The organism is Treponema sp. SP13, assembly GCF_050938355.1.
GTDB classification, from domain to species: Bacteria; Spirochaetota; Spirochaetia; order Treponematales; family Treponemataceae; genus Treponema_D; species Treponema_D socranskii.
In genome coordinates this window covers 1-12,081 of sequence record NZ_JADOVM010000003.1, presented here as the reverse complement: position 1 = coordinate 12,081, position 12,081 = coordinate 1, and the positions used below count along the sequence as shown (strand labels likewise).

Annotated in this window: 10 protein-coding genes; 2 read left to right on the top strand and 8 right to left on the bottom strand. The window is 47.4% G+C overall.

Features of this window, described 5'->3' with window-relative positions:
* Window positions 1-14: 14 nt before the first annotated feature.
* Window positions 15-1,559, bottom strand: coding sequence for a LysM peptidoglycan-binding domain-containing protein (locus IZU26_RS06255; protein WP_433277608.1), 1,545 nt, complete (start codon window positions 1,557-1,559; stop codon window positions 15-17).
* 286 nt (window positions 1,560-1,845) lie between these two features.
* Between IZU26_RS06255 and rbr the strand changes: the two genes are divergently transcribed.
* Both rbr and cls read left to right on the top strand, forming a co-directional pair.
* Window positions 1,846-2,385 carry a rubrerythrin gene (gene rbr / locus IZU26_RS06250; protein ID WP_433277606.1) on the top strand — a complete coding sequence of 180 codons (540 nt, stop codon included), beginning with the start codon at window positions 1,846-1,848 and terminating at the stop codon, window positions 2,383-2,385.
* 28 nt (window positions 2,386-2,413) lie between these two features.
* Window positions 2,414-4,003, top strand: a complete 1,590-nt coding sequence (cls, locus tag IZU26_RS06245; RefSeq protein ID WP_433277605.1) for a cardiolipin synthase — start codon at window positions 2,414-2,416, stop codon at window positions 4,001-4,003.
* A 33-nt stretch (window positions 4,004-4,036) separates the two neighbouring features.
* On the opposite strand, the gene IZU26_RS06240 is transcribed toward cls, so the two are convergent.
* The 7 genes from IZU26_RS06240 to IZU26_RS06210 form a co-directional block, all read right to left on the bottom strand.
* On the bottom strand, window positions 4,037-4,714 hold the full coding sequence (locus tag IZU26_RS06240; RefSeq protein WP_433277603.1) for a fructose-6-phosphate aldolase: 678 nt from the start codon (window positions 4,712-4,714) through the stop codon (window positions 4,037-4,039).
* 18 nt (window positions 4,715-4,732) lie between these two features.
* Complete coding sequence (xylB, locus tag IZU26_RS06235; RefSeq protein WP_433277601.1) at window positions 4,733-6,211, bottom strand: xylulokinase; 1,479 nt, start codon at window positions 6,209-6,211, stop codon at window positions 4,733-4,735.
* Window positions 6,212-6,375: 164 nt separating this feature from the next.
* Window positions 6,376-7,176 carry an SDR family NAD(P)-dependent oxidoreductase gene (locus IZU26_RS06230; protein ID WP_433277599.1) on the bottom strand — a complete coding sequence of 267 codons (801 nt, stop codon included), beginning with the start codon at window positions 7,174-7,176 and terminating at the stop codon, window positions 6,376-6,378.
* Between the two features lie 15 nt (window positions 7,177-7,191).
* Complete coding sequence (locus IZU26_RS06225; RefSeq protein WP_277056757.1) at window positions 7,192-8,226, bottom strand: NAD(P)-dependent alcohol dehydrogenase; 1,035 nt, start codon at window positions 8,224-8,226, stop codon at window positions 7,192-7,194.
* Between the two features lie 88 nt (window positions 8,227-8,314).
* A complete protein-coding gene (locus IZU26_RS06220; protein WP_433277596.1) occupies window positions 8,315-9,286 on the bottom strand; it encodes a sugar ABC transporter substrate-binding protein in 972 nt (323 codons plus the stop codon).
* 56 nt (window positions 9,287-9,342) lie between these two features.
* A complete protein-coding gene (locus IZU26_RS06215) occupies window positions 9,343-10,338 on the bottom strand; it encodes an ABC transporter permease (RefSeq protein WP_433277594.1) in 996 nt (331 codons plus the stop codon).
* Between the two features lie 2 nt (window positions 10,339-10,340).
* Complete coding sequence (locus tag IZU26_RS06210) at window positions 10,341-11,870, bottom strand: sugar ABC transporter ATP-binding protein (RefSeq protein ID WP_433277592.1); 1,530 nt, start codon at window positions 11,868-11,870, stop codon at window positions 10,341-10,343.
* Between the last annotated feature and the right edge of the window lie 211 nt (window positions 11,871-12,081).

The window sequence follows — 12,081 nt, the reverse complement described above, 5'->3', positions numbered from 1 at the left end:
TTACAAGACGGCGATTACTCTACCGGAATGAGTATCGTCGTTCCCGAAATGATATAATCGGGATTTTTGATATTGTTGTACCGCGCGATCCGCGGATAGCGCCACGGATTTTTATAATACGCGTCGGCTATATCCCATAACGTATCGCCCCATTTGATGCGGTATGCAACGTCTCCCGTCGATTTCGGAGCAGGTGTGGGACGAACGGGCGCAACCGTTTCTGCACGCGGCGCAACGACGATTTCATCGGTCTTTGCAGGCAAAACCTCCGTCTCCTGCGGAAGAGCCTGCGTATCCCGCGGCGGCAAAACGACGGCGCCGCTTCCATGCGAAGCGCGCGATAAAAGCACATTGTATTTCGACGGTATCACAAACAAAATCAATATGGTTGCAATAACACAGATTAATGCGCACAACAGGCAGATAAGCACCGGCACTTTTGTCTTTCTTTTGATTGTTTTTTCCGATTGGTATTTCGTAGCGGTAGTCCCCTCTTTTGTTTGTATATCATCGGTTTCGTCGAATTGCAGATCATCGAGCGAATCGATATTCCATGTCGCAGTGTCGGTTTTTTTTGACGGCATATCGATACCGTCAAAAAAATCATCCGAAAACGCATCATCGCCGGATGCCGCGTCGGTATCCCGGGCATCGCTTTGCGCAGACGGAGCTTCATCGAACGACGGCAAGTCGGCCGCATCGAAGTGAAAGTCGTCGCTGTCGTCGACTGCAGGCGATTTTGCAGCTACAGTCGATTCTGCCGCATTGCTTTCACTCACCGCATTATCGGCAAGCGCAATGCCTGCGGAATCTTCTGCCGCCGATGAACCGACAGTACCGTCAAGCGCCTGTTCTGTCTGCAGCTCGGCACCGGCCGTCGAAAGATCGATATCGCCAAAATCCGCATCGTACACGGTATCAAATGATTCCGCAGCGGAACCGCTTTCATCCGTTTCTTCCGTCGAAGAAATCTCAGGCGGCACGAACATATCGTCTGCCGGCAACATATCGGAGGTATCATTTGCCGCATCGGAAACATCCGAAGCAGACTCGGAAACCGGTTTTGTTAAATCCAATTCTTCCGGCAAATCGAGATCGCTGAAATCGGGCGGTTCGATCGGTACGTCTTCCTGCGCCGCAGCGGCGCGCATCAATCCGCCGGACGCAATTGCAGCTCCCGACGTAATCGCAGGTCCGTATCGATCGCCGCCGTTCGGATGCGGCGGCGAGGCACCTTCGACGAGCGATACGGTAACCGTATTGTGCCCGCCGGATTCCCCATCGTTGATTTCCGCAAAAAGCTTATTTTCTTCGTCGAGAGCGACCGTAAACGATATGTCCGGCTCGCCGTTCGGATGCGCGACGAGATTGTCGATCTGCAGCGTCGCCGCATACTCCGCGTCTTCCATAGAAGACGTTTCCGAGCGGTATAAATCGACCATAATGGCGGTTTGATTGTCGCGTGCCGTCGTCAAGTCGAGCGTTTTTTTTGCGGGAACGCCTTCTTCGAGCAGCGGATAAAACGAACCGTCCGCAAGTTTGATTCCGATCATCTTCATAAAACACCCTCAACTGTTACAGCTATGATACACTGAAACCGAATATAGCGCAATGCGTGCGCCGAATACAAAATCATTCCGCCTTATTATATTGTCGACATCTTTGCCTCTTTTCTTACGTCAAGTTTCACAGTATAATTTATAAAAGCTATGTACATTGAACGAAGCCGTGATAAAATTTTTTATCATTTCCGTTTTTTGCGTTGCAAAAAAACGGTTCGCGCGGCGACGGGCGTTTCGGTAAAAATCGCTGCGTGCGGCTCACATTATGTTATTCGAGGTTGCTATGGCACAACTGAAAGGTTCAAAGACAGAAGAAAATCTTAAAACGGCGTTCGCGGGAGAATCGCAAGCTCACACGAAGTATCTCTATTTTGCAAGCAAAGCGCGTAAAGACGGATACGAACAGATCGCCGCGCTGTTTGAAGAAACGGCGCACAACGAAAAAGAGCACGCGAAAATATGGTATAAGCTGCTCAACGGCGGCATCGGTACAACGGCGGAAAATTTAAAAATCGCTGCAGCCGGCGAAAACTACGAATGGACCGATATGTACGCCGAATTTGCGAAAGTCGCAAAAGACGAAGGGTTCGATAAAATCGCGCAACTCTTTGAAGGGGTCGGCGCTATCGAAAAAACACACGAAGAGCGCTATCGGAAATTGCTCAAAAACGTCGAAGACGGACTCGTCTTTTCGCGAGACGACGATCGAATTTGGCAATGTCGGAACTGCGGCCATATCGTCGTCGGGAAAAAAGCTCCCGACGTTTGCCCGGTGTGCGCGCATCCGCAAAGCTTTTTTGAAATCCGCTCAGAAAATTATTAATTAACGGAAAGCCGATAATCGGGGGTATATGACGGCAAAGAGAAGAAAAAAAATCGATCGGAGTAAAGACAGCGAATATCACAAATGGCTTACCATGCCGATCGTGCAATCGCTGATCTACGGCAGGATCATCTTTATGATTTTGCTGCTCGTTTTGCAGCTTTTGCTGTTTATCGGATTTTTTCTGTGGCTCGGTTCGTCCATAGAATACTTCCTTGCCGTCAGCCTCTGTGCGAGCGTCGTGTTTTTTGTCTTTTTAATAAACCGGGAAAGCAAAAACGAATACAAACTCGCATGGCTGCTTCCGATCTTTATCTTCCCGTTGAGCGGAATCTGCTTTTATATTTTAGTACACTATCAAACGCTGACGAGCAAAATGCAAAAGCAGATTTCCCGCGCGGATAAAAACGCCGCACGGAAAATTATTAATTCCACACATAAAAAAGAAAACATCCCGTATCCGGAAATACGCGATATCATAATGTATCTCGAAGATTCCGCATTTTTTTTGCCGTATGCGCATACCGGTATCGCGTACTATCCGAGCGGAGAAGACGCCTTTCCCGAAATGATACGGGCGATGAAAGCTGCAAAAAAATTCATCTTTATGGAATACTTTGCGATTTTTCCCGGCGTTATGTGGGGAACGATTCTCGACACCCTCGTTGAAAAGCGTAAAGAGGGCGTCGAAATCCGCATCATGTACGACGGCTTCGGCTGTGCGCCGATTTCTCCGCGCAGCTATCAAAAATACCTGCGATCGCTCGGTTTGCAGGCGGCGATCTTTACGCCGGTCATACCGATATTCACCGCATATCTCAACAATCGCGATCATCGAAAAATCTGCATTGTGGACGGGAAAACGGCATTTACCGGCGGCATCAACTTAAGCGATCAATATATCAACGAAACGCATAAATACGGTTATTGGAAAGATACCGTTATCGGCGTGTCGGGGCCGGCCGTGCGCTCGTTTACCGGCATGTTTTTGGAACTCTGGGATATCGTCACCGAAACGAAAGAGGATATCAACACCTATCTCGACTTGCGCTATAAAAAATACGACGTGCCGGGAATCGTCATTCCGTACAGCGACAACGCTTACAATAATCAGGATATCGCGGAAAACGTATATTATTATATTATTACGCAGGCGAAAAGGTATGTGCACATAACGACGCCCTACGTCATCATCGATAATCAAATGATGAACGCGCTCATCTTTGCCGCACGGCGCGGCGTCGACGTGACGCTGCTTGTTCCGCATACGATCGATCACTTTATCACGTTTTGCACGGGGCGCGTGTTTATCAATACGCTCGTCGAAAACGGCGTGCGCGTATATGAATTTACGCCCGGCTTCATTCACGCGAAAATGTTCATCTCCGACGATACGACGGCCGTCGTCGGCTCGGTCAATCTCGATTACCGAAGCCTCTTCGACCAGTTTGAAGACGCCGCGTTTATCTACAAACATCCCGTCGTCGCGGAGATCGAAGCCGACTTTCAAAAAACGAAAGCACAAAGCACCGAAATAACGAAAGCGACATACAAAAAGACGCCGGCTCACCGCCGCATCATCGGCCGCATATTCCGAGTGTTCGCACCGCTTCTCTAACAAAGCACGGCAACGGATTGATAATTAACAAATTTATAATTTTGCGATCGTCTTGTCGCCGTACATCGATTTCCAATCCCTGTTGAACGCATCCACGGCGTCGCGGACGGAAACAAAGTTCGCTCCCGATTTTAAAATATCGCAGCTTGCCGTACAGCTTTCCGCTCCGTTTACAAACGCGGCGACAAGCTGTCCCGTATTTTTAAAGCTTGCTCCGAGAATTTTACAATCGCCGTTCGAAGACACGGTCAAGCCGGAAAGCTCGCGGATAACGCGGTCGGGATCACCGCCGATGTTCATAATCCGGTTGTAGTACACCGCGATATAGTTTGCGCCGCTCATCATCGCAAGCGCGCCCTGCACCGTCGAATACACCGCCGTCGCGGTGACGTGCCGTCCCGTCGCAGAAAGCGCTTTTATCGCCGCAAGTCCGTCCTGCGTAACCGGTATTTTAACGAAAGTGTCGCTGCCGAGTTCTCGGATAATCCGCTCGGCGTCGTCGAGCATTTCGTCGCAGCGGCCGCTGGAAACCTGCACGTGCAACGGACAGATATTTTTGCATACGCTTTTGATTTTTTTCAAATGTGCAAAAAAATCCGCAGGCCGTTCGCGTTTTAGGATCGTCGGATTCGTCGTGATGCCCGAAACCGGCAGCCAGCCGATTCCTTCCGTAATTTCGTCGATGTTTGCCGTGTCGAGCATGAGTTCCATTGCATACCTCTTTATATATTACATATCATAATACGATTTTCGTGCAGCAAGATAGGCATTGTAAACATCTTCGTACAGCGCAGCGTTTTCTTTTTTCGGAACAGTCGTCTTATCGGAAAAAGAGACGTGCGCTTGACACAACGATTGTATATCACCTTCGCCGCACGCGCTCATCGCGAGTATCACGGCGCCCAATGAACCGGCTTCTTTATTTTCCGGCGAAACGAGTTCCACTTGAAAAACATCGGCGATGATCTGCCGCCACGGCTCGCTGTTGCTTCCGCCGCCGACGACAGCCATTTGATACAATCGTATTCCTTTTTCCTTTAACAGATCGTATCCCCAGCGCAAACCGAATGCGACCGACTCGGCAGCCGCACGTATGATATTTTCCTGTGTTATATTTGCGATTGTCAATCCCGTGATCGAACCTTTCGCGTGCGGCAGCGGCGGCATACGTTCCCCGTTAAAAAACGGAAGCATTAGTATCCCGTCTGCGCCGGGATGCGACGAAGCGAGTTTCGCATCAAAGGTTTTTAAGTCGAGGGCAAAGAGATTTTGAATCGCCGTCGTCGTCGATGTCGCGTTCATCGTGCACACGGTTGGAATCCAAGAATTCGAAATCAAGTTTTGAATTTGAATGATCGACGGATACCGTGACGGCGCCGCATCCGTGTATACGCTCAGCACGCCGGACGTTCCGAGATTGATCGTACCGACACCGTTTTTGACGATCCCCGTCCCGACGGCGGCCGTCATATTATCGCCGCTTCCGGCGGCAACTTTGCACGCTTCCGAAAGCCCGTATTTTTCCGCGATATCGGGAAGGAGGCTTCCGACAGCCTTATCGTCAGAAACGATAGGCGGGAGCGCCGATAACAGTACACCGGAAGAATCGATCGCATCGATCATTTCGCGATTCCAGTCTTTATGCAGTACATCGAAATAACCGAGGCCGGAAGCGCTGCCGATGTCCGTACAGATAACGCCCGTAAGGTAATAATTGATATAGTCTTTCGGATTTATGACGTATGCGATTTTTGAAAAGATATCGGGCTTGCAGCGTTTAAGCCACACCAGTTTCGACGCCGTATAACCGACCGGAATCGCCGTACCGATTTTTTGTATGACGCCGTCCGTGCCGCCCGCTTTTTCGACGAGGGCATCGTTATCGGCCGCCGTTTCCGTGTCGTTCCACAGCTTCGCATTATACAGAACGTTTTTGTCTTTGTCCAAAACGACAAGCCCGTGCTGCTGCCCCGAAACGCCGATCGCAGCGATTGCATGCCTGTCTTCGGAAAACGAAGCGAGCGCCTGTCGCAGCGCAGCGTCCAATGCGTCGATCCACCACCGGGGATCCTGTTCACGAAGCCCGCTGTTTTCCGAAATCAGTTTATGATTGCTGCTGCCGACGGCGGCGATCCGTTTCTTTTCCGCATCGTAAATGATTACTTTCGTACCCTGCGTACCGCAGTCGACGCCAATATAAAAACTCATGTGATCTCCTGCTATGTAAATCAAGGAAACTGTCCAAAAACCGATTCGCAATCCGCTTTAGCGGATACGATGATAAACTTCCTTTCAGAACAAGCCGATAGGCTTGCAGTTTTCGGACAGCCACAATCACAGCCAAAGAGATGAAGCTTCGACTGTGATATACTTTAGTTAATCACTTTTGTAGCACCGGCGTCAATATGGAAATTCGTTCCGAGACAATACGACGCTTTCGAAGAAGCAAGGAAGAGGTATGTTTGTGCTATTTCCTCCACCGACGCATATCGACCGATAGGCGTCATCGCCGTTGCAATTCTGTTGAAATACTGCTCAACCGTTATACCCTCTTTTTCACTGAGTATTCCCGCGGTTTTATACCAATCGGGAGTCAGTACGAGACCGGGCGAAACGGCCATAACCCGTATCTTGTCTTTAATCAATTCGTCGGCAAGGCATTTCGTGTACATATTGAGCGCCGCTTTTGTCACGTTGTAAATCGGTTCATAGTACAGCGGCTGCATCGCACACATTGAAGCGGTATTGATGATCACTCCTTCTCCGGGAGTTTTTTTCATCAATGGCACGCAAAGCCTGCACAGCCGTATCGCTGCCATAACATGCAAATCCCAATAATAATACCATTTTTCATCGGGTGCATCCATATTCGTTTCTTCGGAGCCCGTACCGGCATTATTTATTAAAATATTGATGCCGCCGACGGTATTTTTCATAAAAACGACGACGGCTTCAATATCTTTCAACTTCGATACGTCGCACGGAATTCCCCACACGTCCTGCGTTTTATACTTTGCTTTTAAATCCGCAACGACGCTGTCGATACGAGCCGCATCCCGCGCACATATAACCACTTTTGCCTTTTCCGACAAAAACGCTTCCGCCACACCGAGACCGATGCCGACCGAACCGCCGGTAATGAGAACGATACGTCCTTGTAATTCCAAATCCATAGCAGCCTCTTGTACTTAGGGAAGTTCTATCATCACTTTAACGACATCGGGATGACCGGCCGCCGCATATTCATACGCTTCAACGGATTTATCGAATGTAAATGTTTTACTGATGAGGCGTTTTACGTCGATTTTTCCCGCGCTGACGAGCGCAACGGATTTACCGAACTGATTGGTATATCTGAACAGCGTTTCGATGCTCAAACCGTGTACTTGAATCCAAGGAACATTCATTTGAACCAATCCGTTCATCATACCGACCAAGACGACTTTTCCGCCGCGTTTTGTGCATTTAAAAAAATCGGGATAAACGGCGGGACTGCCGGATGCTTCGAAAACACGATCGCAACCTTTACCGTTCGTCTCTTTCATTATAAAATCAATAAGATTTTCTTTTTTTACATTTATCGGAATAATATTCGCATAACTGCCCGCGATATCGAGTTTTTCTTGTTTTACATCGGAAATAAACACTTTACTGCAACCGCCGGCAAGGGCCGCAATAGCAACCATTATACCGATCGTTCCGCACCCTACGACGAGTGCCGTATCGCCGGGTTCAATGCGCGCTTTTTTTGCAGCTTCGACACCGGTTGCAAGCGGCTCCATCATGGCACCTTCCGCCGCGCTCATGCCTTTCGGTAATTTAAAACAAAAACGCGCGGGATGAACGACGGTTTCACGTAAACATCCGTGAATCGGCGGCGTTGCCCAAAAACGGATATCGGGATCGAGGTGATAATTTCCTTCAAGCACTTCCGGAGCTTGCATATCGGGAATACCCGGCTCCATACAAACCAGATCGCCGATATTAAGATTTTTTACTTTTTCCCCTTTTTCTATGATGATGCCGGCAGCTTCATGACCGAGTATCATCGGCTCTTTTACGATAAAATCGCCGATAGCGCCTTCCATATAATAATGTACGTCGCTTCCGCAAATACCGCACGCTTTAATCCGTATTTTAACATCATAGGGCCCGACGGTTTCCGTAATGGGAAAATCTCTTAAACTGAGTTTTTTTGTCGATTCAAGTACGAGCGCTTTCATAATTTCTCCCTAAAATAAATATGACAACACTGGCGAAGGGGCTGTCGAAAAAGTAACCGACTTTTGAAACGGCCCCTTCGTCTTCCGCTTACTTCAAAGACCCGGCTGCTTTATGAGCGTCTATTAAATCTTTAACGTTATCTTTTGTAATCAACGGACAATCGATATCAAAATCCACGAGTTTCGTTACCTTTCCCGTCAAAATTTGATCGGCAAGCTCCATATTCTTTACCGCCAAAGCATAGGCATTTTGGAACGATGTCGACGTCATGCGTCCTTCTTGAATTAAAAGCGCAGCTTCCGCCGTACCGTCAACTCCGTATGCAAGCAATTTTTTATATTTCGGATTATCCTTTACGACTTCAAGCGCACCCGCACACATATTGTCGTTCATCGAAATAACCGCATCGATTTGATCGTTTGCCTGCACCCAGTCTTCCATCAATTTCATCGCTTCGTCTTTATTCCAATTCGCGATCTGCTCGCCGACGATTTTTATATCGGAACGTTTGGCGAAGAATTCCTGCTGCCATGCTTTTCGCCGTGCCGTCGAATGCATATTGCCTGCAGGCCCGTTGAGGACAACGACTTTTGCGTTGCGCGGGATCTGCTTCAGCGCCAAGCGAGCATTAACGGCACCCTGTTCATAGGGATCGGCGTCGACGCTGTTCGTACCGGCAAGACCGGGAATGCGCGGATTCGTCAAAATAATGGGGATACCTGCTGCAACGACTTTTTTTACATACGGCGTTTGCGCTTCTCCGTTGTTCGGCTGCAAAATAATAAGATCGTATTTATTTGTTATACAGTTTTCAATCAGCATATTCTCTTTTGCATCGTTCGCTTCGCCGTCCATTATATCGAGTTTGATATACGGATATTTTTTCGCTTCCTTTCTGATGGAGTTCGCCAACCACGCTGCAAACGAATCTCCTTGCGCTCTGGCAATATACACAACTTTTTTTTTGCTTTCGCCGCCGGAATCGGACTGTCCGTTTGCAAAAAGCGTCATCGGTATCAACGCTGCCGCAAACACCATCGCCGTCAAAACCTTTTTCATATTTAACCTCCTAAATATGATACCTATATTTTTATCACAGGAACTTCCTGCAATAATTATCCTTGGCTTTCCGTCGCTTTTTCTTTTATGGCGAGCTCTTTCGGACTCAATCGTTTGTTTTTTGCAACCGTATCCATAATAACGGCGAGCGCGATGATTAAGCCGCGTATTATCTGCTGCAAATACGAATTTATTCCGAGCAGATTCATTATGTTGTTAAGAAATCCGACTATAAATGCGCCTGCAAGCGTTCCCGTCGCCGTCCCGATACCGCCGGAAAAACTGGTACCGCCGATGATCGTCGCGGTCATAGCTTCAAATTCGTAACCGGCCGCCGCATTCGGCAAACCCGCATTGACGCGGGACATAAACAACACGCCGGCCAAACCGACGAGAACGCCGTTTATGACAAAGCAGATAAATTTTACATTCGATACTTTAATGCCCGATGCGTTCGCAGCTTCGGCATTCCCTCCTATCGCGTACAAAGATCGGCCGAAGCGCGTATGATTGAGGATATACCACGTCAAGACGAGCATCAAAATCATAAAAATAATGGGGATCGGAATATATAACAGCGAACCTTGTCCGAATACGGTATACTTATCGATTTGATAGATATTTTGTCCTCTTGTAAACAAAAGTGCCGCGCCGCGCGCTATCTGCGTCAACGCCAATGTCGCGATAAACGGCGGCATTTTATATGCGCTTACAAATATCCCGCTCACGATATTGCAAAGTACGCCGATCAAAATACCGATACAAAATGCAAGTAATAGGGAACCGGTTATTTTAAAAACATATACCGATATGACTCCTGCAAGGGCCAACACCGCACCGGATGAAAGATCTATCAATCCCGCAATGATCAGCATCGTTTCGCCGAACGCCAATATAGTCGTAACGGAAATTTGCCGCATGATATTCGTTAAATTCGCGACCGTAAAAAAATTTTCATTTAAAAATGAGCTTATGATAAGCATGATGACAAGGATCGCAAAAATACTGTACTTTCTGACGACATTCGAAATCTTTTTTGTAGTGTTTATCATTCTCATGCCTCCTTTACTTCTTTTTTCAAACCGGTTGCATATTCCATAATCAGCTCCTGAGAAAAATCGGATCGTTTAATTTCCCCCGTCAAATGCCCCTCCCACATAACATAGATTCTGTCGCACATACCGATCAGCTCCGGCAGTTCGGATGAAATCATAATAATCCCCTTGCCTTTTTGCTTAACGATTTGCGACATAAATTTATAGATTTCATACTTTGCACCGACGTCTATACCTCTCGTCGGTTCATCCAAAATCAATACGGCGGAATCTTTGAGCAACCATTTTCCCAATACGACCTTTTGCTGATTTCCGCCGCTCAAATGCGCAACCGGCGAATCGATATCGGGAGTTTTAATTTTTAATAAATCGCACTGATCGTTTATAGCTTTATTTTCAATTTTTTTATGGAGTCGAAATTTAAAAATAAATTTTTTGAGGTTCGGCAAACTGATGTTCTCCCGCACATTTCTCACAAGCACGAGTCCGTACCGCCGCCGATCTTCCGTACACATCGCGATACCGTTTTCGATGCTGTCGCTGACGTTGCGTATCACAACCTCTTTACCGTCACGCTCTATCGTACCGGAATCTATCGGATCGAAACCGCATATCGCCCGTGCGACTTCCGTTCGCCCTGCACCGACAAGACCGGCAAATCCGACGATCTCGCCTTCATCGAGATGAAAATCGATATCATAAAAGACGCCTTTCCTCGTCAAATGATTGACGGTGAGCAGCCGCCTGCCGATTTCCACCGTCTCTTTCGGATAATTATTCGAAAGCTTGCGCCCGACCATCAGCGTAATGACTTCATCGATCGATAAGTCCGAGGCGGGTTTTGAACAAACGACTTTACCGTCGCGGAATATCGTAATTTGATCGGCAATCTTAAAAATTTCATCCATTTTGTGAGAAATATAAATGATGCTTTTTCCTCTATTTTTTAATTCGATAACTTTTTTAAGAAGCATATCCGTTTCTTTTTGCGCCAGAGACGATGTCGGTTCATCCATAATCAGCACTTGCGATCCTTTTGAAATCGCCTTTATAATTTCAAGCATTTGGATATCGGATATGGATAAATTCTTCAGCTTGGTATGCACACCGTTTTCGAATTTCGTATTTTCGGTAAAATTTTCCGAAACGAGCAAGTCTTCCGTTTTTTTATAAATATACTTCCAATCGACTTGATGCAATGCATTTACCGGTAAATTGCCGAGGAATAAATTTTCCGCGATACTCATTTCGGGGACATAGGCGCATTCTTGGAAAATCATCGCAATTCCGTACCGACGGGCGTCACGGGGCGAATTGATTTCAACCGGCTTTCCGTCGATCAATATTTGTCCGCTGTCCGCTTTGTGAATCCCGTCCAAAATTTTCATCAAAGTCGATTTTCCCGCTCCGTTTTCACCGCACAGGACATGAATTTCACCTCGCCGCACGGAAAAGTTTACATCATCAAGCGCTTGTACACCGGGAAATGATTTCGATATACCTTTTACTTCAAGGAAAAATTCGCCCATCGTTTCACCTCTGCTAAATCGTCACGCTAAATTTTAGAATTGATTGTCCGCCTGAAATACAAAATATACATGGGTACAAAAAAACTGGCCATGCATATCGTTTTTGAGATACTATAAAATGATGTAATGATGATTTAAAATAGACTACACACCGCGGTTGCGCGGTTGCGCGGTTGCGCGGTTGCGCGGTTGCGCGGTTGCGCGGTTGCGC

Bases quoted from the DNA above. Each gene is read 5' to 3' on its own strand.
- IZU26_RS06255 (WP_433277608.1), bottom strand. From the start codon at position 1,559: ATGAAGATGATCGGAATCAAACTTGCGGACGGTTCGTTTTATCCGCTG.
- rbr (WP_433277606.1), top strand. From the start codon at position 1,846: ATGGCACAACTGAAAGGTTCAAAGACAGAAGAAAATCTTAAAACGGCG.
- cls (WP_433277605.1), top strand. From the start codon at position 2,414: ATGACGGCAAAGAGAAGAAAAAAAATCGATCGGAGTAAAGACAGCGAA.
- IZU26_RS06240 (WP_433277603.1), bottom strand. From the start codon at position 4,714: ATGGAACTCATGCTCGACACGGCAAACATCGACGAAATTACGGAAGGA.
- xylB (WP_433277601.1), bottom strand. From the start codon at position 6,211: ATGAGTTTTTATATTGGCGTCGACTGCGGTACGCAGGGTACGAAAGTA.
- IZU26_RS06230 (WP_433277599.1), bottom strand. From the start codon at position 7,176: ATGGATTTGGAATTACAAGGACGTATCGTTCTCATTACCGGCGGTTCG.
- IZU26_RS06225 (WP_277056757.1), bottom strand. From the start codon at position 8,226: ATGAAAGCGCTCGTACTTGAATCGACAAAAAAACTCAGTTTAAGAGAT.
- IZU26_RS06220 (WP_433277596.1), bottom strand. From the start codon at position 9,286: ATGAAAAAGGTTTTGACGGCGATGGTGTTTGCGGCAGCGTTGATACCG.
- IZU26_RS06215 (WP_433277594.1), bottom strand. From the start codon at position 10,338: ATGATAAACACTACAAAAAAGATTTCGAATGTCGTCAGAAAGTACAGT.
- IZU26_RS06210 (WP_433277592.1), bottom strand. From the start codon at position 11,870: ATGGGCGAATTTTTCCTTGAAGTAAAAGGTATATCGAAATCATTTCCC.